The 22,984-nt window shown below is 32.1% G+C and carries 19 protein-coding genes; 17 read left to right on the forward strand and 2 right to left on the reverse strand.

Going from position 1 to position 22,984, the window contains the following annotated elements:
- Positions 1-80 precede the first annotated feature (80 nt).
- The 15 genes from QYS47_RS02480 (at position 81) to QYS47_RS02550 (ending at position 17,804) form a co-directional block, all read left to right on the forward strand.
- Positions 81-908 (forward strand): ABC transporter permease, encoded by an 828-nt coding sequence (locus tag QYS47_RS02480; protein WP_322347602.1) that lies wholly within the window; start codon positions 81-83, stop codon positions 906-908.
- 166 nt (positions 909-1,074) lie between these two features.
- Entirely contained in the window at positions 1,075-1,599 is a 525-nt protein-coding gene (locus QYS47_RS02485; protein WP_322347603.1) for a UpxY family transcription antiterminator, read from the forward strand.
- Between the two features lie 540 nt (positions 1,600-2,139).
- Entirely contained in the window at positions 2,140-3,012 is an 873-nt protein-coding gene (locus QYS47_RS02490; protein ID WP_322347604.1) for a sulfotransferase family protein, read from the forward strand.
- A complete protein-coding gene (locus QYS47_RS02495) occupies positions 3,005-4,210 on the forward strand; it encodes an ABC transporter ATP-binding protein (protein ID WP_322347605.1) in 1,206 nt (401 codons plus the stop codon). Before QYS47_RS02490 ends, QYS47_RS02495 begins: the two co-directional genes overlap by 8 nt.
- 2 nt (positions 4,211-4,212) lie before the next feature.
- A complete protein-coding gene (locus QYS47_RS02500; RefSeq protein WP_322347606.1) occupies positions 4,213-4,905 on the forward strand; it encodes a TylF/MycF/NovP-related O-methyltransferase in 693 nt (230 codons plus the stop codon).
- On the forward strand, positions 4,898-5,626 hold the full coding sequence (locus QYS47_RS02505; protein ID WP_322347607.1) for a class I SAM-dependent methyltransferase: 729 nt from the start codon (positions 4,898-4,900) through the stop codon (positions 5,624-5,626). The genes QYS47_RS02500 and QYS47_RS02505 overlap by 8 nt, the downstream gene beginning before the upstream one ends.
- Positions 5,619-6,584: a glycosyltransferase family 2 protein gene (locus tag QYS47_RS02510; protein ID WP_322347608.1), complete on the forward strand. Its 966-nt coding sequence runs from the start codon at positions 5,619-5,621 to the stop codon at positions 6,582-6,584. The genes QYS47_RS02505 and QYS47_RS02510 overlap by 8 nt, the downstream gene beginning before the upstream one ends.
- Positions 6,581-7,555 (forward strand): polysaccharide deacetylase family protein, encoded by a 975-nt coding sequence (locus QYS47_RS02515; RefSeq protein ID WP_322347609.1) that lies wholly within the window; start codon positions 6,581-6,583, stop codon positions 7,553-7,555. Before QYS47_RS02510 ends, QYS47_RS02515 begins: the two co-directional genes overlap by 4 nt.
- Entirely contained in the window at positions 7,552-8,478 is a 927-nt protein-coding gene (locus tag QYS47_RS02520; RefSeq protein WP_322347610.1) for a GNAT family N-acetyltransferase, read from the forward strand. The genes QYS47_RS02515 and QYS47_RS02520 overlap by 4 nt, the downstream gene beginning before the upstream one ends.
- A 42-nt stretch (positions 8,479-8,520) precedes the next feature.
- Positions 8,521-9,570, forward strand: a complete 1,050-nt coding sequence (locus QYS47_RS02525) for a glycosyltransferase family 4 protein (RefSeq protein WP_322347611.1) — start codon at positions 8,521-8,523, stop codon at positions 9,568-9,570.
- Positions 9,570-10,868 carry a glycosyltransferase gene (locus QYS47_RS02530; RefSeq protein ID WP_322347612.1) on the forward strand — a complete coding sequence of 433 codons (1,299 nt, stop codon included), beginning with the start codon at positions 9,570-9,572 and terminating at the stop codon, positions 10,866-10,868. Before QYS47_RS02525 ends, QYS47_RS02530 begins: the two co-directional genes overlap by 1 nt.
- Positions 10,869-11,159: 291 nt before the next feature.
- The gene (locus tag QYS47_RS02535) at positions 11,160-12,128 is read left to right on the forward strand and encodes a sulfotransferase domain-containing protein (RefSeq protein ID WP_322347613.1); all 969 of its coding nucleotides are present in this window, start codon (positions 11,160-11,162) and stop codon (positions 12,126-12,128) included.
- Positions 12,125-12,907, forward strand: coding sequence for a glycosyltransferase family 2 protein (locus QYS47_RS02540; protein WP_322347614.1), 783 nt, complete (start codon positions 12,125-12,127; stop codon positions 12,905-12,907). Before QYS47_RS02535 ends, QYS47_RS02540 begins: the two co-directional genes overlap by 4 nt.
- A gap of 164 nt (positions 12,908-13,071) precedes the next feature.
- A complete protein-coding gene (locus QYS47_RS02545) occupies positions 13,072-14,244 on the forward strand; it encodes a glycosyltransferase (protein WP_322347615.1) in 1,173 nt (390 codons plus the stop codon).
- The gene (locus QYS47_RS02550; protein WP_322347616.1) at positions 14,241-17,804 is read left to right on the forward strand and encodes a PKD domain-containing protein; all 3,564 of its coding nucleotides are present in this window, start codon (positions 14,241-14,243) and stop codon (positions 17,802-17,804) included. Before QYS47_RS02545 ends, QYS47_RS02550 begins: the two co-directional genes overlap by 4 nt.
- A 633-nt stretch (positions 17,805-18,437) precedes the next feature.
- Here the strand turns inward: QYS47_RS02550 and QYS47_RS02555 are convergent.
- Entirely contained in the window at positions 18,438-18,767 is a 330-nt protein-coding gene (locus tag QYS47_RS02555) for an endonuclease domain-containing protein (RefSeq protein ID WP_322347617.1), read from the reverse strand.
- A gap of 454 nt (positions 18,768-19,221) precedes the next feature.
- Here QYS47_RS02555 and QYS47_RS02560 point away from each other — a divergent pair, with 454 nt between their 5' ends.
- Complete coding sequence (locus tag QYS47_RS02560; RefSeq protein ID WP_322347618.1) at positions 19,222-20,439, forward strand: pyridoxal phosphate-dependent decarboxylase family protein; 1,218 nt, start codon at positions 19,222-19,224, stop codon at positions 20,437-20,439.
- Positions 20,440-20,505: 66 nt separating this feature from the next.
- Here QYS47_RS02560 and QYS47_RS02565 read toward each other — a convergent pair whose 3' ends face one another.
- Positions 20,506-20,880: a DUF1987 domain-containing protein gene (locus QYS47_RS02565; protein WP_308357899.1), complete on the reverse strand. Its 375-nt coding sequence runs from the start codon at positions 20,878-20,880 to the stop codon at positions 20,506-20,508.
- Positions 20,881-21,097: 217 nt separating this feature from the next.
- Here QYS47_RS02565 and QYS47_RS02570 point away from each other — a divergent pair, with 217 nt between their 5' ends.
- Entirely contained in the window at positions 21,098-22,981 is a 1,884-nt protein-coding gene (locus QYS47_RS02570) for a M1 family metallopeptidase (RefSeq protein WP_322347619.1), read from the forward strand.
- The last annotated feature ends 3 nt before the right edge of the window (positions 22,982-22,984 follow it).

The following is a 22,984-nucleotide window of genomic DNA, read 5'->3' on the forward strand; positions in this document are numbered from 1 at the left end:
ATTAGCCTGAACTACTTTAGTTATATTTGTATTTATTTTTAAAATCTGAGTATAAAGTTCAGAAAAGAATACATTTAATAATGGAAAGACTAGTAGTTGATGCTTCTAAGCCCAAATGGCACATTAATTTCAAAGAATTGTGGGCCTACCGTGATTTATTCTACATTTTGGCTTATCGTGACCTCAGAGTACGTTACGCACAGACTTTTCTAGGCTTATTATGGGCATTTATTCAGCCACTAGCCACCCTTACTATCTTCACTGTAGTTTTTGGAAAAGTGGCAGCAGTTGAAACCAACGGCATACCCTATCCACTTTTTGCAGTATGTGGAATGGCAACCTGGTCTTACTTTTCATTTGTCTTAAACCAATCGGGGAATTCTATTATAGGAGCGCAAGAAATGGTCAAAAAGATTTATTTCCCTCGTTTAGTTATTCCTTTATCAAAAGCCTTAGTAGGCTTTGTAGATTTTGCTATTGCTTTATTATTCGTAGTGATTCTGATGTTTTACTATGGTTATATCCCTTCTGCAAATATTATTTATGCTCCTATTTTTATAATCTTAACCATTATTTCGGCCCTGGCAGTGGGGGTGTGGTTAAGCGCTTTAACCATTCGTTATCGTGACTTTCAACATGTAGTTCCTTTTTTAGTACAGTTTGGATTGTACGCTACTCCCGTGGGTTATCAGGCTAAAGATGTAATTAAAAGATTACCTGAGTGGGGCTCTTTCCTTTATTATGCTAACCCAATGGCGGGTATAGTAGAAGGTTTTCGATGGAGTTTGTTAGGAGGAGCGCCTCCAAGTATTTATGCTTATTTCTCGTTTTCTATCGTGATTCTTTTATTTGTTAGCGGACTTCTATATTTCAAAAGAGTAGAGAAAGTGATGGCGGATATAGTATGATAGAGGCTAGATTCCAGAACCTAGAGTCTAGATTGCGAAATGCTCAATATATTTGACTTCTATCCACAGGCTTCCAACTCCCAACTTCCCTTCTTTATCGAAATCATATGATTTACTTCCATTAAACTATAGGATGAATTATTTTTGTATAATAAAATAGTAGATTATGAATAATTGGTTCGCCATATACACAAAATCCAGAAATGAGAAGAAAGTGGCAGAAAGGCTGACCGAACAAAATATAGAGGTGTATTGCCCTACACAAACGGTATTAAGACAATGGTCGGATCGTAAGAAAAAAGTAAGGGTTCCAGTTTTTGTTTCTTATGTATTTGTGCGCTATAAAACAGAGGAGGAACGATTAAAAATCTTGCAAACTCCTGGAGTAGTGAGCTTCGTACGTTACTTGAAGGAAGATGCTAAAATTAGAGAGGAGGAAATTTTAGCTATTCAGAAATTGTTAGGTGAGTTTGAAGAAGTGACAGTGGAGCCTATTGAAAAAGGAGATAAAGTACAAATACAGTACGGAAGTATGAAGGGACAGGAAGGAAGAGTTGTAAATACTCAAAAAGATAGAGTAATTGTATATATAGAAAGTTTAGGCCTAGCTTTAAAAGCAGAAGTTAGTTCAGCTAAGTTGAAGAAATTAGGGAAAGATGAAGAAAATGAAGGAGGGAAGTATCATTTTTAGTCGAAGTGTAGCGCAGATCGGCAATAGCGCAAGCGTCCGCTTGGGTTTGTTGCAGATACTGAAAAGCTTATATGTGAAGATAGCTAGTCCAATCAGACGCTTGAACCATTGTGAGGGAATGGAAATCCCTTTATAATTGATCGGGAAGACCTGAACTTCAATATTTCATAATAACCGTAATTGCGAATCCCCTTAGGGTGAAGCAATCTTAGTATATTTTAAATACCTGCTAAGTTCCAGAAATGGGACTGAAAGGGCGAAGCTGTAAACAATTACGAATTAGTAATTTTATAATTAAGAATTAAATAACTAAAAGCCTATTGAAACTATCCCCGTGAGGGGATCATAGGGATGTTTCTAAAGATAAAACCAAAAATTAAATGTCAGACATCGCGATTAGCGTACAAGACTTAGGTAAAAACTACATCATCGGCCATAAAAAAGAAGGTGACTTTCGACATGCCATTAGGAATAAACAGTGAAACAATTAATCCAATGCAAACTAGCTAGAAATTATGCAGTTTATGGATTAGTAATATAATGAAAGATTTAAAGGTAGATATAGCTATAGTAGGTTTTCAAAAAGCAGGAACCACCTCCATTTTGAAATACTTAGCGCAGCAAGATGAAATTCAGGCACACCCACAAAAAGAGATGACTTACTTTTCTTCTCAAGCTGAGTTTGATGAAGGGTGGGAACTGGCACAAAAAAGATATTTTTACTCTGTAGACCCAGAGAAAAAATTACTCATAAAGCATGCTACTCTCATTCGACATGAAAGCAGTATAAAAAGATTGTATGAGCATAATCCTAAAGCCAAGATAATAGTTTCCTTAAGGGATCCTGCAGAACGTGCGTATTCTAGTTATTTGATGGAAAAGAGTAATGGGAACCAAACACAAAGCTTTAGCGAAGTGGTTAAAGAAGCTTTTGAAAATCATCAAAAAGGAGAGTCAGATTGGCGGTATAATGTATTTATCAAACTGGGAGAATATGTCAATTATATCGATATATTGGTAAGCTATTTTGGCAAAAAGTCCGTATATATTTTAAATATAGAAGACTTCCACAAAAATAAAGAAAAAGAATTTACTCGCTTATGCCAATGGCTGAAAATCGAAACCCCTAGAATATCCGTAGTGCAAAACCAGCACAATGAATACAAAGAAGCAAGATCAGGCTTACTTGCAAAAACGATATCTTCATTATTAAGAGAGGGGAGCATTGTAAAGAGAACTTTTAAGAAAATAATACCCTTGGAAAGGCAAGCATTAATGGGTGAGCAAATCAGGAATTTTGTAAAAAGAAAAGCTGTAAAGGAACCCTTAGATAATGAAACAAGAGAATTTTTGAATGCACATTATGTACCTTACCAGAAAAAGTTAAACGAAAAATATATTTCAATTGAGTAATACCGCAATATCTGTAGAAAATTTAGGCAAAAACTACATCATCGGCCATAAAAAGGAAGGAGACTTTCGACATGCGGTGGGAAATAAGTTGAAAAACATTTTCAAACCCGATGCCAGTGAGAAAGAAGTTTTCTGGGCTCTAAAAGATATCAACTTTGAAATTAAGCATGGTGAGGCAGTAGGCATTATCGGCAGAAACGGAGCAGGTAAATCTACCTTGCTGAAAATATTGAGCCGAATCACCGATCCAAGCACAGGTCGCTTTGAAATCAATGGTAGAGTATCTTCTTTACTTGAAGTAGGCACTGGTTTTCATGCAGAGCTTTCTGGTAGGGAAAACATCTACCTCAACGGCACTATACTCGGTATGAAGCGTGCAGAAATTAGGCAAAAATTTGATGAAATAGTCGATTTCAGTGGAGTTGAAAAGTTTTTAGATACACCAGTAAAGCACTACAGCTCTGGGATGAAGGTACGTTTAGCCTTTTCGGTAGCCGCTCACCTAGAGCCTGAAATCCTGATAGTAGACGAAGTATTAGCCGTAGGTGATGCTGAATTCCAAAAAAAGTGCCTAGGTAAAATGGATCAGGTTAGTAAGAATGAAGGGAGAACGGTGCTTTTTGTGAGTCATAATATGGTTGCAGTTAATCAATTATGCAGTAAGGGGATATTACTAAATTCTGGCAGATTGAATATGGTAGGTTCTATGAATGATATCATCAAGCAATATATAAATAGCAATGATGAAGGGGGACTAACTATTTGGAAGAACCACAATTTTAACAAAGATATCCCAATTGATTTAAAATCGGCTGGAACCTCTCTCGAAGGAAAACAACCAAATCTAAAGCTTGATATAAATCTTAGTGTACAATCTAATAAATATCATTCAAAATGTTTTCTTGCCTTTGATATTTTGAATGAAATGGATTCCGCTATTTTTCAATCGATTCCTATCGAAAAAGGCTTTATATCACCCTCGATGTCAGAAAAACATTTTACTTTTAGAGTACATTTGCCAGCTCTCATTCCTGGTAGATATTTTGTTTCAGTTTGGTTGGGTTCAAATTATACAGAAACAATTTTTTGGCATAAGAATATTCTTAGTTTTGATGTTAATGATAGCCCAATCGAGGGTAGAACAATGCAGCACTCAAAATCAAATGGTTCATTAATTTGTAATTCCGAAATGATTTAAAAATGAAAAATTTATTTCGAAAAATAATTAGAAAAATTGGATATGATATTAAATCATTCGATAAGTTTCATTTCAGAGCAGCCGAAATACAAAGGAGATTTAGTGATTATACAATGATCCCTAAAATGATATATTTTGATAATCTAAGTTTAGTGAGTAAAATTAGAGATATTGATGGTGTTGTTGTAGAATGCGGTGTTTGGAGAGGTGGTATGATTGCAGGGATTGCAGAATTAATGCCTGAGAGAGAATATTTTCTATTTGATAGTTTTGAAGGGTTACCAAAAGCCAAAGAAATAGATGGTCAAGCAGCTCAGGAATGGCAAAAAGATATATCATCCCCAAAGTATTATGATAACTGTAAAGCTGAAATGAAGTTTGCAGATGAAGTAATGAAACAAGTGGGTGTAAAATACGAGTTAGTAAGAGGCTGGTTTAAAGATACTATTCCTAAGAATAATAATATCAAAGATATCGCTCTCCTAAGGTTAGATGCAGATTGGTATGATTCAACAATTGTATGTCTTGAACATTTATATCCTCGCTTAAAAACTGGAGGGTTACTAATTATTGACGATTATTTTTCATGGGATGGATGTTCTAGAGCAATTCACGATTACTTAAGTAGTATAAAATCTAAATCCAGAATAAATCGAACACAAAATGGCGTCTGCTATATATTGAAAAATGACTAATAATACCCCGTATATTCATACTGAAAAAATCCATAATTTTGTTTCTCCAAACATTATTATTCCTATTATTAATAATTATTTTCAACCCAAATCATTGTTAGACGTTGGTTGCGGAACTGGAACATGGTTAAGAGCTTTTGAAAACCTTTACGGTATTAAAAACTATATTGGAATAGATGGTGATTTTATAGACAAGTCCAAGCTAGTAATAGATCCTAAAAAATTTGAAGAAACAGATTTAAATGAAGGTTTTAAACTTAATAAAAAATTTGATGTAGTACTTTGCCTGGAGGTAGCTGAACATCTAGATAAGATATCTGCAGCAAGATTAATCGAAGATTTAACTTTACACAGTAATATAATAATATTTTCAGCAGCAATACCGGGACAAGGTGGTCAAAATCATGTCAATGAGCAATGGCCTGAATACTGGGAAAGGCTTTTTAATTCTAAAAATTTCAAGAAATATGATATTATTAGAGGAAAAATATGGAATCATCAAGATGTAGATGTTTGGTATAAGCAAAACATTTTTGTTTACTCTAACTTAGATTTGACCTTTTCAGATGTTATAGTTCCTTCTTATATACACCCAGATTACTGGTTGAAAAAAACAAAACTTATAGAAGAGGTATCTAACTACAAAAATGGAGAATTAGGAATCAGGATTTCATTTAATTCTTTTATTAAAGCGTTAAAGAGAAAGCTTATTAATGGATAACCTTATAAGCGTAATTGTACCAGTTTTTAATGCTTCACGGTTCATAAAAGAATCTATAAATTCAATTCAAAATCAAAGTTTTAAAAATTTAGAAATATTAATCTGTGATGATTGTTCTATTGATAATTCTTGGGAAATCGTTAAAGATCTTTCAAATTTTGACCAAAGAATTAAGCTATATAAGAATCAAGAAAATATAGGGTATTTAAGAACAATAAATTTTCTGGTATCAGTGGCTAGTGGTAAATATCTAGCTTTTCAAGATGCGGATGATGTTTCACACCCTGAAAGATTGAAGAAGCAAATTAACTTTTTTAAAAAAAATTTAGATTATGGAATTGTAGGTACTAATTACATTAGGATAAGTGAAAGAGGTAGAAATATTGGCGATACAGTTCAATTATCTTCTAGTGATATTCAATTAAAAAATGAACTTAGAGAGCGTAATCCATTCATGAAACCTTCTATTATGTTCACGTCAGATGTTCTTGCATTTAGTGGGATGTATCGAGAAGAATTTTTGGAGATAGGAAATATTTCTGAAGACTTTGATTGGATCCTTAGAGTATCAGAAAAATTTAAAGTGGCAAATATTAATGATCATATACCACTTTACTACTATAGATCTGTTCCTACTGCAATGACTAAAGTAGTAGAAAATGTTGATCGCTTTTTTGGAACTGAGATATGTTTGAGACTGGCAAAGGAAAGAAAATTGAATGGAATTGATAGCATTGAAAGTAGTAATCTTCATATAATAGAAGAATGGAAAACTGAATTGAGAAAACCATTCCTTCAAAATAGAAATTTAATCTTTGAAAAGCTGTATGCAATCTATTTATATTCTAAGCTTAACAATCAGGCTATCTTAATATCATTAAAACTAATCATTAGAAAGCCATTCAATATCACTTATTGGAAGAAATTTATAGTCGCAGTCAAAGGTGCTATTACATGAATATAATAAACAGAATTGGTAATAAATTTATAAGAGTTAAAATGGATATATATTCGAAATTTCCTTTTTATTATCTTATAAAGTCAAATACTCCCTTAATATTAATGTACCATGGGATAGCTCCAAGATCTCCAATCTACCTTAATGAAAGGCATATTTATCCAGAAGTGTTTGAACAACATTTGAAATATTTAAGATCTTTTTGCAACCTAGTAAAGGTAGAAGATATCTTCAATAATAAAATTGATAAAAATAAAAAGAATGTTGCGATAACATTTGACGATGGTTATTGGAATAATCTTGAGTACGCACTACCAATTCTTGAAAAATACAAAGTACCTGCTCATTTCTTTATCACTGGCTTAAATACAACTAATCAGAGTATTCTATGGTCCGATTATCATGATCTAATTGCCAGTTCAAAAGTAAGTGAGATCAAAACTAACTATGGTATTTTTACTAGGACTAATCAAAAATATATGCCGTTTTATTCTAAATCAGGTGAGAACCTTCATGCATATTTAAAAGGACTTTCGTTTGAAGAAAAGTATAAAATTTTAAATAGTGGAGTTGATCAAGATATTTTATTGGATGAAAGAATGTTTCCTTATTGGAAATTATTAACCGATAGAGAAATTATTGAGCTAAGTTCCTCATCATTCGCATTTATAGGTTCGCATGGTTTCTATCATGACAACCTTGGGTATTTGGATAGAAATAATAATTATCTGGAATTGAATCGTTCGAAAACATATTTAGAAAATATTGTAGGAAAGGAAATTGATACAGTTGCATTTCCTGATGGTTCATATAACAAAAACACCTTGGAGATAGCTATGGAATTAGGATATAAATATCTTCTTGGGGTAGATCCACATAAACAGGATATAGATAATTATCCTTTAAAGAAAAGGATAGGGCTTTATATGTACGAGACGCTATCAATGCAAAAGGTAAAAATGATGAAATGAATTTTTCCTTTAAAATTGTTGATCTGTCAAATATTGAAGATTTTGAATACTTATTCTATACTGTTTTTAATAAGAATAAAGATATTGAAACTATAAATATTAGAAAAAAACTTTTCCCTAATGGTGCTCAAGATTTTAATGTTGGATTACTTGCTTACGATGAGAATAATAAGTTGGCAGGTGGTGTTGGTTTGTATGCTTCTTATTTATTTCTAGGTGAAAAAAATAAAGCTATAGTTTCACAAATAGGAGACGCTATGGTTCTTGAGTCTTATAGGAAGAAAGGTCTTTTCAAATCATTGGTAAAAGCATTGATAAATGAGGCGAAGAACCGGAATCACAAGTTTATTTTTACATTTCCCTCAATTGAAAATTTGGGTTCTTATAATACTTTCAAGAAAAATGGCTTTATTGAAATTGCTTCATTATATAAATACCATAAAAAAGTAAAACCCTTATTATTTTCAAGATTATTAAAAAAAATTAATTCTAGACTATTTGAAAAATATTCAAAACGCAAGAAGCTGATGCCGTTTGCGAAATTGGCGGAACAAAGATCTTCAATTAAGAGAAATGGGATCTTTTTCAATTCTAAATCATATAGTATAAATCATATGGTTCATCTTAATACTGTTAAAGCTTGGGTTAGTCTAAAAAGATTTAGTGTTTTAATTGGAGATTTTTCAGTTTTAGAGAAAAATAATATTGACAGTATGATTAATGATCTGAGTAATTATACAAAAAGTATTGGAAAAGAAGAGATTATTTTTTGCACTAATATAGACCTCGAAAAGGAATTTCTAGATCAGTATAAGTGGGATCATGTTGATTCTAGTCTTAGAGTTATGGTATGTCCTGTCAATATGGATGAGATATCAATTAATTCATTAAAATTCAATTATACTGATATCGATACTTTTTAGCGCATGAAGGTACTTCATATTACAGGTTGGTATCCAAACAAAATGAATACGAATGAGGGGATTTGGATTAAGAACCAAATTGAATCACTTCCAAAAGAAGTAATAAATAAAGTATATCATTTTGAAATACAAAAAAGTGAAAAACCTGGTATTATAGTCAATACCGACCATGTTCTCATTCAGAAAATAGTGTGTTTGCCATTTAGAAACTGGGTTATATATGAAATAATATATTTTTTTTGGTTGGTTAATTTGTTAATTATTAAGTCAGTTCATAAAGATTATGACATTATTAATTTTCATATAGCTTATCCAATGCTATCATATTTTCATAGAATAAAGAAATATATTAAAAAACCTGTAGTAATAACTGAACATTGGAGTGCGTACCATTTTAATTTTGGGGTCCCTAAGCCATTACCTAGAATTCAAAGAATTTTTAAATATAAAATTCCTGTAATTACAGTCTCATATGCTTTAAAAAGAGATATTGAAACTTTCTCAAACAGTGAATTTCCTAGTTATATTCTCCCAAATACTGTTGATGAGAATGTTTTTAAACCACCGATAGAATCACAGAAGAAATGCAAATTATTTATGATTAGTAATTGGTCTTATCCCAAAAGGCCTCTTTTAGCGTTTGAAGCATTTGTTAAAAGTGAGTTGTATAGAAACCATGAATTAATAGTTGGTGGAAAAGGTTCTCTGTGGGGGGATATGAAGGAATGGATATTATCAAATGATTATTTACATAAAATCAAACTAGTTGGAAGATTAAGCCCAATAGAAATAGCGAATTATTTAAGAGATAGTAAAGCGCTACTTCATCCCACAGAGTATGAAACTTTTTCAGTTGTATGTGCAGAAGCAATTTCAATTGGTTGTTTAGTCATTACTCATAAAGTTGGTGGAATTTCAGAGGTTCTAGAAAACAACGCATTATTTGTAAAGTCAAATTCAATTAACAGTTGGGTTGAATCAATAAATCAAGTTGATAGTAAACGAGAGATATTGCCTACTAAAAGATATTCTAGAAAGAATATTGGACAGTCATATTTAAAAATATTAAATGACGTGATTAGATCATATTAATGGAAGTATTCAAGAATATTTTAATTATTTCTTATCAGTTTCCGCCAGAAAATTCGGGTGGAAGTTTAAGGCCTTACAGGTTTGCACAGAATTTGTATAAGTATGGCTTAAAACCTATCGTTGTAGCTCGTTCTATTGGAAATGAAAAATTCGAAAGAATAGATAATGATAATTTCATTGAATATCGAATTCCTACAAAAAAGAAAAATTATTTATACAAGCTTAGAACGAGCTATTATTTTAATATTTATGATCCTGATTTTTATATCTGGAAAACTAATCTATATACTTATCTTGATAGAATTATAATAGAAAACCAGATTGATATTGTACTTATTACTATGCCTCCTTTTAGCATGTCTAGAATAGGTTATCGGTTAAAAAATAAGTACAAAATGAAGCTAATTTTTGATTGGAGGGATCATTGGTCACAATGGAATACAACTCCCTATGCTACTTATTTTCATTATATTGCTAATTTATGGTTAGAAAGAAAATGTCTCAAAATTGCAGATGTTAATATAGTAGTTACACCGCAAATGAGAAAGGATTTACTTAATCTGCATAAAAAAATATCCAACAAAAAGATAAAAGTAATAACTAATAGTTTTGAAGGTGGTATTGATTCATACAAATTGAAGCCAAAAAATTCGACCATTAAAATTGGTTATGTTGGTTCATTTTATTTTAATCCAAAATCAGAATTTCTAATGAAAGCCAAATGGTATTCTAAAAAACCTTATCAATGGTTTCAATACATACCTTTTGAAGAAGACTGGAAATACAGATCCCCCTATTATTTCCTAAAAATTATAAAATATCTAAAAGATCAGAATCAAATTAAACCTGATGATTTTAAATTAATATTTGCTGGTAAAAAGGAAGATTGGTTAGAAAAAATGATTTTAAGTATGGAGCTTACAGAATTTGTAGAATTTAAAGGTTTTTTAACCTATAAAGAATCTATGGATTTTCAAAGTGATTGTGATTATTTGCTTATTACCTCTTCCAAAGTGATTGGAGGTAGGGCATATACAATTGCAGGTAAGACATTTGAATATTTTCAAAAATCAAAGCCTATTATTGCAGTTGTTCCAGAAGGGGATCAAAAAGAAATAATATTACATACAAAAACAGGATTTATCCTTGATCCTGATGAAGTTGAAAAATCTTCTGATTATTTATTACAAATTGTCTCAGGGGCAGCATCCGTAGTGCCAGATACTGAAAGCATTTTACAATACAGTGCCGAAAATACTACCAAAAAAATTGCAAATATAATTAACAAATTTAATTGATTCTATTCGTATTGGAAGGCTAAGCTTTTTATAAATTAAAATTGAAAAATTTACAATAGATAGATTTAAAAATCATAATTATAAAATTATTCAAGGTTTAATTGACTTCAGATAACAAAATGTAAATTAACATATGGACAAAATTTAATTGTAAAAAAATATCAGTTGTATGGATTAAATCAATATCTAAATGTTATAATAAAGTCCAGAAAATATCTTAAAAAAAATTAAAATAGTGATTATAATTGGTGCTAAACGGATTCTAAAGATTATTTAAATTATTTTATAAAAATGGTAGAAATTATAAAATCTTTCCCACTACTAGTAAATAAAAAAGGTGAAGATTTAATTTGGAATCTCTTGCAATTTTTAATTAAGAAAAAAAGCACTTATAAAACAATCATCATTTCAGGTGATCCAAGAGGTGGAACAACATGGCTTTCAGATATAGTTTCTGAAATAAACAATAGTTCTTTAATTTGGGAGCCCTTAATGTTGGGTTATAATAATGAATTTAAAAGAATAGATTTTGATTATAGACAATATATACCCGAAAATAAAAATTGGGAAGAGGCTAAACTATTATTTAGAAAAACTTTTGAAGGTAAATCATTAAGTTCCAATTTATGTAATCGAAACACTTTTAATGAATTAATTAAAGCTGATAGAATAATTGTTAAATTTTGCAGGGCAAATCAATTATTACCTTGGCTTAGAAAAAACTTTCAATTTGAATATGATCCTATTTACATAGTTAGACATCCCTGCGCAGTAGTAGCCAGTCAGCTTAGGCAGGGTGGATGGGATAGAATATCACCTGATTTTAAAATTCCAGATTGCAAATTCCAAGAATTTTACAGTACACATTCTAAGTTTCTTCAAAATATTAATTCAAAGGAAAAAAGATTGGCGGCATACTGGTGCCTAGTAAATAGGATACCATTGAGTCATCCTAAAAATAATAAGGATTGGATTACCATTACTTATGAAGATCTTTTATTGGATGGGGAAAACCAATTAAGCAGAATAGAAAAACGTTGGAATTTAAAGCTTCCTGCTTCTTCTTATGAAAAACTAAATAAAGTCAGTACAACAACCTTAAAAAGCAGCCCGATCAATGAATTAGAAAAAACAGATCAGTTAAATCAATGGAAAAATTATTTGTCAGAAAAACAAATTCAGGATATTTTGAGTGTACTGAAATATTTTAATATCAATGTCTATGACTATGACTCAATGCCAAAAGTTAGGTTCTTATGAAAGTTTCAATTATTTGTGCTTTATATAATGAAGAGGAATATTTGGTTAAAGCAATTAATTCTGTTTTAACTCAAAATTATACAAATTGGGAATTGATATTAGTAAATGATGGTAGTACAGACTGTTCTAGTCAAATAATTAGGTCATATTCTGATCCTCGAATAAAGTATTTCTATCAATCAAATAATGGGGTTGCATCAGCCAGAAACTTAGGCCTTAAAAAGATGTCAGGTGATTTTTTTTGTTTTTTAGATGCCGATGATGAATTAACTCCAAATAGTCTATCTTCCAGACTTAGAGTTTTTCATAAAGATCAAAATATTGAATTTGTAGATGGAATAGTTATTTCCATTGAAAAGGAAAAAGAATTATACAGACCAAGATTTATTGGAAACCCATTCAATGACTTGATTAGTCTTTCAGGTAAAACATTTTTTGGCCCCACATGGATGATAAGAAATACAGGGAAAGTATATAAATTCAAAGATGGATTATCTCATGGTGAAGATTTACTTTTTTATATTTCAATTTCCAATTCGGGTAAGTTTGGATTTGTTGATGAAATAACATACAAGTATCGTCAACAAAATCAATCAGCAATGTCAAATCTTAAAGGGTTAGAAAAAGGCTATTTAGATATTTATAATGAGCTTAAAATTAACCCATTAGTAACAAGTGATCAATTGATTACATTTCATAGGAAATTTAAATCAATAATGGTAAAATGTTACTTTGCCAATTACAGATTTATAGATGCACTTGAAATTTTATTTAGATGAAAATTATATAGAATTTTAAAAGGTAGTCTTTATAATGAATTCAATAGTATTTTTATTAATTAGTCCAATGTATACTAAATACCTTGTCAAAGTAAAGAATATAATCTATCCTTAATTAATTCTTATATAGAATTTAATTATAGGGTTTATTGTATTAAGTTTTTATGAAAAACAAGTACAGAATTTTGTTTGTAGGTTATTGGAATGTAGATGATGGTTTGACCCATGCTACCATTTTCCCTCATTTAGAAATTTTGAAAAAAATGGACTCAGTCGAATATCTACATTTCTGTAATACGCAACGAGAGGGTTTAAAAGAAGTAAGCCGTAAGAAGGTTATAATCTTATCAGATGATTATACCCCTTTGTACTCAAAAAACCTACCATTAAATCATCTCAACAAAGTTTATGATTTTATTCAATTTCCTAAGTTGATAAAAGATTTATGTATAAAACATCAAATCAACTTTATTATTAGTAGAGGAGCTCCAGCAGGAGCTTTGGCATATTTGGCAACTAAAAAATTAAAAATTCCTTTTATTGTTGAATCCTTTGAGCCTCATGCAGAATACATGAAAGCTGGAGGAACATGGAATGAGTATGATCCTCGCTATATTTTTCAGAAGAGATGGGAAAGAAGACAAATAAAGAAAGCAAAAGCTCTAATAACAGTAACTCAGAATTATCGTGAAGCTTTAATTCATAAAGGAGTCTCTAAAGAACGAGTGTTTGTTGTGCCTTGTGCTATTAATCATAATCAATTTTTTCAAGATAATTACATAAGAAACAAAATAAGAGATGAGTTAAAGGTTACACCAAGTTCAATATTAGGAGTCTATGCTGGGAAATTTGGAGGACTTTATCTGGAGGAAGAAGCATTTGAAATTTTCCAGCAAGTCTTCAAATCAATTGAGAACTTCGAACTATTGTTACTTACAAATACTGACAAAGACTGGATTAAAAAAATGATTGAGTTATATCAACTACCTTCCAACCGAATCCATACGAGGTTTGTCGGTTACCAAAAAGTAAATGATTACTTGAATGCCGCAGATTTTGCCTTTGCTTTGTATAAATCAAATGAAGTGAGTTCCTTTCTAAGTCCTGTCAAACTTGCCGAATATTGGGCAGTTGGATTACCAGTGCTTTTAACACCAAAAGTAGGCGATGAACAGGATTGGTTGGAGGAGAAGGGATTAGGTGTTATCTGGGATAATAAGTCTAAAAAAATATTTGATCATATTTTAAGTTATGATTCGGAAAAAATAAGCAAAGTAGGACGAAATATAAGAAGTATTGAAATTGTTAAGTCAACATATAAAGACATATTAATTTGAAGCAGTTATTTATTTTAGTGGTTTTTCTCTTTTGCTATGAGAATATTTTTGGACAAATAGTAAATGCGGATTTTGACCTTCCGAATTCAGTTTGTCTCGAGGAAAACATATCATTAACTAATAATTCTATTAATTTTGACAGTTTAGAATGGGATTTTTGCTTTACTTCAATTACAGATGAAACAACGGTCTCGGAATTAACCAGTTTAACTGATGCAAGACGTCCACTTTCAGCTGATTATATTAGGCTTGATAATATTTGGTATGGATTAGCTGTAAATTGGGCTTCAAATACAATTACAAGAATGACCTTTAGAAATGGTATTGATTCTGCTCCCACTTTAATTGAGGATTTGGGAAATGTTGGAAATCAGCTAAGCCAGCCAGCATCTATAAGGATGATAATTCAAGAAGACACAGTTTACGCTTTAGTTCATAACTGGTCTGGTCAAAAGTTGGTAAGTTTGAAGTTTGCAAATGGTATATCGAACGTTCCAATTGCAAAAGAGGTATATTCAGGTGTTGGGCAATCGTTTCCCAAAATGGAAATAATTAACAGTCCAACAGAGCTTATTGCAGGAATCATAAATCCAAATGGAACATTGCAATTAGTCGATTTCCGAAATAATATTCAAAATAATATTACTGCCACAAATATTTACACTTCTTCAACAATTTCTGGAATGAATGATACACGCTCAATTAAGTTCATTGAAGAAGGTGGTAATTGGTATGGATTTGTTGGATCATTCGCGAATGGAAATATAGGTAGGTTAGATTTTGGATCGAACTTAATGGATGGTTTTGAGAATAGTGTTTCTAATGTCACATCGAATTTATACGAAGGTGGGAGTATAAATAATATTGAAATTATAAAAGAAGGCCTTGAATACAGATTACATATTTTGACGTTTCAAGGTAGGATATTCAAGGTAAACCTGGGAGTGAATATAGATACAGTTGGTATCATAAGTGGTTCTACAAGATATGGAAATGAAAGCAGTTATGCAGAAGGGTATAATATAAGATTTATCAAGGATTCTGGCGAACACAAGGGAATTTTAATAAATGATAGAAACAGGAGAGTTTATATAATTAATACCTATTCAAATTGTTCTTCGAATGTTACATTTAGTGTTGAAATGGAACCATCTCCATTTTATTTGAATAATGGTGTGAAAGTAATTGAACTGACTGCCTTCGACTCCAACGGAAACTCCTCCACCATCACCAAAGAAATAACAGTCACCAACAACCAAGCCCCTAATATCACCTACACCACTGGTGATAATTTATGTATTTCAAACCCGATTCAATTTAGCAGTCAAAGTACAGCCAATATCAGTAGTTATAACTGGGATTTTGGAGATGGCAATACCAGTACAGCTGAGAATCCAGCATACAATTACAGTACTCCAGGGGATTATGAAGTGCGTTTAAATGTAACCGATGCAAATGGTTGTAATAACCTTTTTGTCGATACGGTGAGCGTTTATGCAGAACCCGTAGCGGACTTTCAAGCAACAGCTCAGGGAAGTATTTGCTCTCAAAAACCTATCATGTTTGAGAATTTAGCTTCTTTACCAACTGAAGCCACCTTTGAATGGGATTTAGGAGATGGAACTACTTCAACGGAAGAAAACCCCGTTCATGAATATGCAGCAGCTGGAGATTATACCATTACTCAAATTATTAATATGGCAGGGTGTGTTGTGGAAAAAACCAAAACCATTACGGTAAATCCTGGGCCATTAGTTTCTTTTGAAACCAATAATAATTGTTTAGGTGAACTCATTCAATTTGCTAATACTTCAGAAGGGGAGTTTTTGGATAATTACACTTGGGATTTGGGGGATGGAACTCAAACTACTCAGGCAAATCCAAGTCATCAATATGATACAGCGGGAGTGTATCAAGTGCAACTAACCGCTTTTACGACCAATGGCTGTGACTTTACCATTACGCAAGAAGTGGAGATCTCACCTTTAGCCAATGTGGCTTTTGAAGCTGATGTGGCATGTGCCAATCAGGATACTCAATTTACGCAATTGGTCACTGTCGATCAATCAAATATTACAGATTACTTATGGGATTTTGGTGTGGCTGGCGTTCAAACGGATATTTCCTCAGAAGCTGATCCCGAATTTATTTTTCCAGAAGCAGGAACCTATGAAGTAGGCTTGCAAGTGACGACTTCCGATGGCTGTACCTCCTTTTCATCACAAAGCATTACAGTAAACGAAGTACCTAATGCTGAATTTGATGCCGAGAATAACTGTATAGGTCAATTAAGAAAATTCACTCCACAAGATACTATCAATAGTATTTCTCATTTTTGGGAATTGAGAGATAATGTTGGCAGTATAGTTCAGACTAGTCAGGAGACTGTATTTGAATACCAATTTGATGTTGAAGGAACTTACGAACTGACTTATAGACAAGAAAATGAGAATTTATGCAGTTCAACTAATAGTCAGCTTATTGAGATTTATGAAGAACCTCTCCCTGATTTCAGCTGGGATAAAGCCTGTGTTGGAACTGCCATTCAAATCGAAAATCTGAGTGATTTAAAAGGCAATTCATTAAAAAGTTATAACTGGAGTATTGATGGAGAAATTAGATCCAATGCTTTAAATCCAGAGTTTATTTTTGAAGATACTGGCTCTTATGAAATTAATTTGATCTTGGAAACGCAATCCGGTTGTTCTCAAAATATTAGCAAAATCATTGATATTAAACCTTCGCCAGAGTCCTTCTTCCAGCTTAATCAAAAGGTAGGAGCTTATCCATTTGATATCGCTACTACTGCCGATAATGCTGATATCATTTCATCAGTTCTCTGGACATTAGATGGGGATAGTATTTCTAGCGATCAAGAATTAACCTATACTATTAATGAAGTGGGTACTTATTTGCTAGGCCTAAGATTAGTCAATGCTGAAGGCTGTGTGGATGAGTATTTTGAGCAGATAAAGGTTAGAGAACCAAGCCTTGATGTGGCCCTGAATAATTTAACTGTGAATGAAGATTGTGAGTTTACCTCTTTTATTCTTAATATCAGAAATAGGGGATCATTGGTTCCAGAAAGAATTGATCTTAGAATAGATTTAGGTTCCTATGAAGTAACAGAAACAGTTAATGCCCCGATCTATCCAGAAGACAATAGAAATTATTCTTTAAGCCTAAAATTAACGGAGGAACAACGTAAAGGCTTGAAGAAGATCTGCATAGAAGCTAGCGCCAAATCTTCTATTATTGATGAGGACAATCTTGTAAACAATAAAGTTTGCACGAATCTGGAAAGTGGTTTTCAGGTATTGGAAATCTATCCTAATCCAGCTATTAGTCAAATTACTATTCCAATTATCACCCCAGAAAGTGATGTTTTAAGTTTTAGATTAGAAGACAGTAATGGTAAAAATATTAATAACTTCAATTATTCTCTAGAAGCGGGTTATAATGAAATCTCTTTCCAAAGAGATAACATTAGTTCTGGCGTTTACTTCTTGAGATTCCGTTTCCAAGGCGAAGAAGTCATCAAGAAGTTGATTTTCCAATAATTCCCCACTATTCCCTCCCTTTTAAAATTTCTCTCGCAAAGACGCTAAGGCGCAAAATTCCATTTGGCACACCCCTATAATCCCCTCAAGGGGATAGCTTCTCGAAAAAACTTCAATTATGAATTTAAGTATAAATCAAAAATTGCAATTAGTGGTATATAGTTTCATTATTTGAAAAGTATTCTCATGGCAGGTTTCCCCCTTGAGGGCGATAAGGGGGTGTTAGTTTTAATAACCCTTCTAATTTTCAAATAAAATCTTAGCCACAAGTACTTTCACCCTTTTGTTTTTCTAATAAATAGCTGTAGCACAAGCTTTACACCCCTATAATCCCCTCGAGGGGATATCACCTCGGAATTTCTTTCAGATTCAATTGGTATTTTTACCACATTGATTTAACTATCGAGATTTCTAATTATAAGTCTCAAATAAATCCTAAGAACAACTTTCCCCATTATGGACCTAACATGGCTTAACTTTATTATCGGTTAAAGAATATACACTTATACTGTAAAAGTAATGAACTAAAAAAATATGTTCATAGCATAGCTTCCCCCTTGAGGGGGGTAAGGGGGTGTTTTAATGGCTAAGACCTTCTACATTCTTGATGTATTCAAAAATAGAGTTTACTACTCATTCAGTCTGGGTTTTCACATCTTCATCATCGAATCTTAAAAACTTTACTCCCAAGCTTTCTAATTTTGATTGTCTCTTTTGGTCTAACTTAATTGCCGACTCATTATCATGTGAGCCCCCATCGACTTCAATGGCTAACATCAATTCATGACAATAAAAATTAACTATAAAACAATCTAATGGGACTTGTCTGTGAAATTGATAGCCTAGTCTTTTGCCCTTAATTTCTTCCCACAATAGGATTTCAGCTAATGTGCTATTCTTTCTGAGTTCTCTAGCTAGCTTTTTAAGATAGGGTTTGTAGGGAATAATTCTATTTCTGGTCAAAATTCTGCAGTTTGGTAGAACGTATTTCAAATTAATCAAAATTTTAAAATACTACTAGAACACCCCTATAATCCCCTCAAGGGGATATCACCTTGGAATTATTTTCAGATTCAATTGGTATTTTCATCACATTGATTTAACTATCGAGATTTCTAATTATAAGTCTCAAATATATCCTAAGAACAACTTCCCCCTCACGGGCCTAACATGTCTTAACTTTATTATCGGTTAAAGAATATACACTTATACTGTAAAAGTAATAAACTAAAAAAATATGTTCATAGCATAGCTTCCCCCTTGAGGGGGATTAGGGGGTGTTTTACTTTTGCGTCTTAGCGTCTTAGCGTCTTTGCGAGAGTTTGTAATATCCTCTTAAATCCCTACATTTGTATCACCTATCCAAGATCTCCGCACGAGGAATCTGCCCCTAATTCAAAACATTAAATTTCTTATTATGCAAAAGTGGAAAAAGCTATCTCAAAATGAGATAAGACAAAGGATATTTTCTGCACTTTCAGAAAATGTAGATTACTATAATGAAAATATTATTGGGTTGCCAGCTTCTCATTTAGATGATAAGGTGTTTTATCAAAATGCACCTTTTCTTGAGGATGCTCCTTATTTATCAACGCTAATTCACAATCCCAATCATATTGGGTGTCATACATTAGGAGAGTCTGAAAGCTTTTTTAGAGGCACACAGGAATTAGAAAAAGAGGTGATCAAAGTTTGTGCTGAAGATATACTGCATTGTGATTCTGAATATGATGGCTATGTAGCTTCGGGAGGTACAGAAGCAAATATGCAAGCAGTGTGGATTTACAGGAATTACTTTTTACAAGAGAAGAAAGCGAAGCTAAATGAAATAGCGCTACTCAGTTCCAGCGATGCTCATTATTCTTCAGCAAAGGCTTCTAATGTACTTCAAATTGATTTTTTTAAAGTAAAGGTTGATGAGAATGATAGATCTATCAGCAAAGAGACTGTTCATGAAACTATAGAAGAAGCTCAATCTCAAGGCAAGAAGTATTTTATAATAGTTGCCAATATGATGACCACTATGTTTGGCTCGGTGGATGATGTAAGTGTTTATACAGATACTTTTCAAGAGAAAGGTCTAGATTTTAAACTGCATGTTGATGGAGCTTATGGTGGATTTTATTATCCATTTGCTAAATCGGATAATGATTTGAATTTTAGTAATCCTCATGTAAACTCTATTACCTTAGATGCGCATAAGATGCTACAGGCACCCTATGGAACTGGAATTTTCCTGATTCGAAAAAACTGGATGCATTATGCTAATACACAAGAAGCAAGCTATGTTGAAGGTCAAGATTTTACCTTAATTGGATCTCGATCTGGAGCAAATGCAATAGCAATTTGGATGATTTTGATGACTTATGGACCGAACGGATGGTTCGAAAAAACATTGGTATTAAACCATAGAACTAAATGGCTTTGCGATCAATTAGCAGAGCAGGAGATTGAATTCTATCGATATCCCGATGCCAATATAGTCACCATTAAAGCCGAATATTTGAATCCGTTAATTTGTAAAAAATATGGACTAATACCAGACAATCATAAAGATCCAAAATGGTACAAAATTGTGGTAATGGATCATGTTACTATTGAAAAGCTTGAGTTATTTTTAAATGAAATAGACTAAAAAAAAGCGGTTAGAGAAATTAATTTCCCTAACCGCTTTTTTTAAATTTATTATTTAAATTTTTACTTATTCATATGGAATAATTTCGATAGGTAATCTGCAAAGATTTGCAAAATCTTCACCAATCTCCATCATATCATCATCAGATTCTCTATAGAACCATTTAATTTTAACTTCTTTCCCATCTTTATCCGTTAATGTTTCCATTTTATGGATCATATCTAACATTAATTTTGAAGTACTAGTATTAAAATAATCTAGTCTGAAATGCAATTCAGTTACCGGTAAAGGGTTTTCTAAATAACGGTTTAGATGGTCAAATATGGGAGTGAAAACATCCATTGGATTCTCAGGAATTGAAGAACCGGATATTTCAAAAAACCCCTTTTCAATATCTATTACTACAGTGGGGCGCTGGTGTGTGCCTGACATTCTAAACATATGGTATCAAATATGATAACAAAATACGTTAACTTCAAAATCTTGTTTTAAATTTCGACAGTTATTGGTTTTTTTACTGTTAATTTTTAAAAAGCTTACGAATTTAGTGATTTACTTTTAAGGTAGCGCTTTTTCTTGAGCAAATTTAACAATTATCTTAATTTTCATAAATAATAGAACAATAACAAGAAAATTGAAAATAATCTATCCAAATAGAATGTATAAATTAACAGTATTGTCGTGTTTATTAATGGCATTATTTTCTTGTAATGAGAAAAAAGATATGGAAAATAATAGAGTAAGTGTAATTGATTATAAGGGAAAAGATATGCATACCTTTTCGAATTCTGAAGAGGCAAAAATTAAGCATTTGAATTGGGAGGCATTTGTAGATTTTGAAAACAAAATTATTAATGCCATTGCTCAATTTGATATTGAAAAATATCCAAATGCAGAAAAAATAATCTTAGATACTAAAGGACTTGATATTGAAAAGGTATGGAGTAATGATCAAGTATCTATTGATTATGAATTAAAAAGTAAAGATGATTTATTGGGTACAGCCCTTCTTATTCCGATTAATAAATCAACTCATACAATCAGCATTGCTTATAAAACAAAACCAAATGCAGAAGCTTTACAATGGCTAAATCCTAATCAAACCTCAGGAAATCAACCCTTTTTATTTTCACAATCTCAAGCCATTTTGTGCCGATCATGGATTCCTATACAGGATTCACCAGGTATTCGATTCACCTTTAATGCAAAGGTGGAAGTACCTAAAGGATTTTTAGCTTTAATGAGCGCATCAAATCCTCAGGAAGTAGATACTACAGGGGTTTATGAGTTTCAAATGGAACAACCCATTCCTGCTTACTTAATGTCGTTGGCGGTAGGTGATTTGCAATATCAAAAAACTGGAAAAAACACAGGCTTTTATGCTGAACCCGCTACCATTGATAAAGCTAATCAAGACTTAGAAGATTTACAGTCCTTTTTGGAAACTGCTGAAAACCTTTATGGTAAATATAGATGGGAACAATTTGATGTTTTGGTTTTGCCGCCTAGTTTTCCTTTTGGTGGAATGGAAAACCCTCGTTTAACTTTTGCAACTCCAACAATTTTGGCAGGAGATAAGTCGCTGGTTTCATTAATTGCACATGAATTAGCTCACAGCTGGTCAGGCAATTTGGTAACTAATGCTACTTGGAATGATTTCTGGCTTAATGAGGGCTTTACTGTTTATTTCGAATATCGAATTATGGAAGCTATGTACGGAAGGGATTATTCTGAAATGTTGGCTTCTATTTCTTACAAGGAATTAAAAGAAGAGGTTAAGGAATTAATTGATGAAGGAAATGAAAAGGATACTCAACTTAAATTAAATTTAGAGGGCAGAAATCCTGATGTTGGGATGACAGCTATAGCTTACGACAAAGGATATTTCTTTTTAAGAAGGTTGGAAGAACTAGTAGGTAGAGAAAAATTCGACATCTTTTTAAATCAATACTTTGGTGAGTTTGCGTTTCAATCCATTAATACGGAGAAGTTTTTATATTATTTGGAACAAAATTTATTTGGAAAAAATGACATAAAAATGCCAGAGGATTTACTGCAAAACTGGGTTTATGAATCCGGAATTCCACAGGATATCCCAGCTCCCAATTCCCAAAGATTCTTAGCTGTTAATAATGCAATTCAAAATTGGTTATCTACTGAAAATATAGATACTCTTCAAACTTCTAATTGGAGTACGCATGAGTTTTTACATTTTTTTCATCAGCTGCCGGATAGCATAACGTATCTACAGGTACAAGAATTAGATCAAAAATTTAATTTCACTAATAGCGGGAATGCGGAAATACTAAGCGAATGGTTTTTACTTGCTATTAAAGCAGACTATAGACCTGCCTTTGGTAAAATGGAGGAGTTTTTAATAAACACGGGAAGAAAAAAGTTTTTAATGCCAATTTATACTAAGCTTTATAAATCAGATAATTATAGGGCGCTAGCGTTACGTATATACAGAAAAGCAAGAGAAAATTACCACTTTGTCAGCTACAATTCGTTAGATAAATTACTAAATTACAGTATCAACTGATTT

The sequence above is a fragment of the Marivirga arenosa genome (assembly GCF_030503875.2).
In the GTDB taxonomy this organism is placed as follows: domain Bacteria; phylum Bacteroidota; class Bacteroidia; order Cytophagales; family Cyclobacteriaceae; genus Marivirga; species Marivirga arenosa.

Bases quoted from the DNA above. Each gene is read 5' to 3' on its own strand.
- QYS47_RS02535 (WP_322347613.1), top strand. From the start codon at position 11,160: ATGGTAGAAATTATAAAATCTTTCCCACTACTAGTAAATAAAAAAGGT.
- QYS47_RS02515 (WP_322347609.1), top strand. From the start codon at position 6,581: ATGAATATAATAAACAGAATTGGTAATAAATTTATAAGAGTTAAAATG.
- QYS47_RS02510 (WP_322347608.1), top strand. From the start codon at position 5,619: ATGGATAACCTTATAAGCGTAATTGTACCAGTTTTTAATGCTTCACGG.
- QYS47_RS02520 (WP_322347610.1), top strand. From the start codon at position 7,552: ATGAATTTTTCCTTTAAAATTGTTGATCTGTCAAATATTGAAGATTTT.
- QYS47_RS02490 (WP_322347604.1), top strand. From the start codon at position 2,140: ATGAAAGATTTAAAGGTAGATATAGCTATAGTAGGTTTTCAAAAAGCA.
- QYS47_RS02480 (WP_322347602.1), top strand. From the start codon at position 81: ATGGAAAGACTAGTAGTTGATGCTTCTAAGCCCAAATGGCACATTAAT.
- QYS47_RS02570 (WP_322347619.1), top strand. From the start codon at position 21,098: ATGTATAAATTAACAGTATTGTCGTGTTTATTAATGGCATTATTTTCT.
- QYS47_RS02565 (WP_308357899.1), bottom strand. From the start codon at position 20,880: ATGTTTAGAATGTCAGGCACACACCAGCGCCCCACTGTAGTAATAGAT.
- QYS47_RS02525 (WP_322347611.1), top strand. From the start codon at position 8,521: ATGAATACGAATGAGGGGATTTGGATTAAGAACCAAATTGAATCACTT.
- QYS47_RS02545 (WP_322347615.1), top strand. From the start codon at position 13,072: ATGAAAAACAAGTACAGAATTTTGTTTGTAGGTTATTGGAATGTAGAT.
- QYS47_RS02530 (WP_322347612.1), top strand. From the start codon at position 9,570: ATGGAAGTATTCAAGAATATTTTAATTATTTCTTATCAGTTTCCGCCA.
- QYS47_RS02560 (WP_322347618.1), top strand. From the start codon at position 19,222: ATGCAAAAGTGGAAAAAGCTATCTCAAAATGAGATAAGACAAAGGATA.
- QYS47_RS02540 (WP_322347614.1), top strand. From the start codon at position 12,125: ATGAAAGTTTCAATTATTTGTGCTTTATATAATGAAGAGGAATATTTG.
- QYS47_RS02485 (WP_322347603.1), top strand. From the start codon at position 1,075: ATGAATAATTGGTTCGCCATATACACAAAATCCAGAAATGAGAAGAAA.
- QYS47_RS02505 (WP_322347607.1), top strand. From the start codon at position 4,898: ATGACTAATAATACCCCGTATATTCATACTGAAAAAATCCATAATTTT.
- QYS47_RS02500 (WP_322347606.1), top strand. From the start codon at position 4,213: ATGAAAAATTTATTTCGAAAAATAATTAGAAAAATTGGATATGATATT.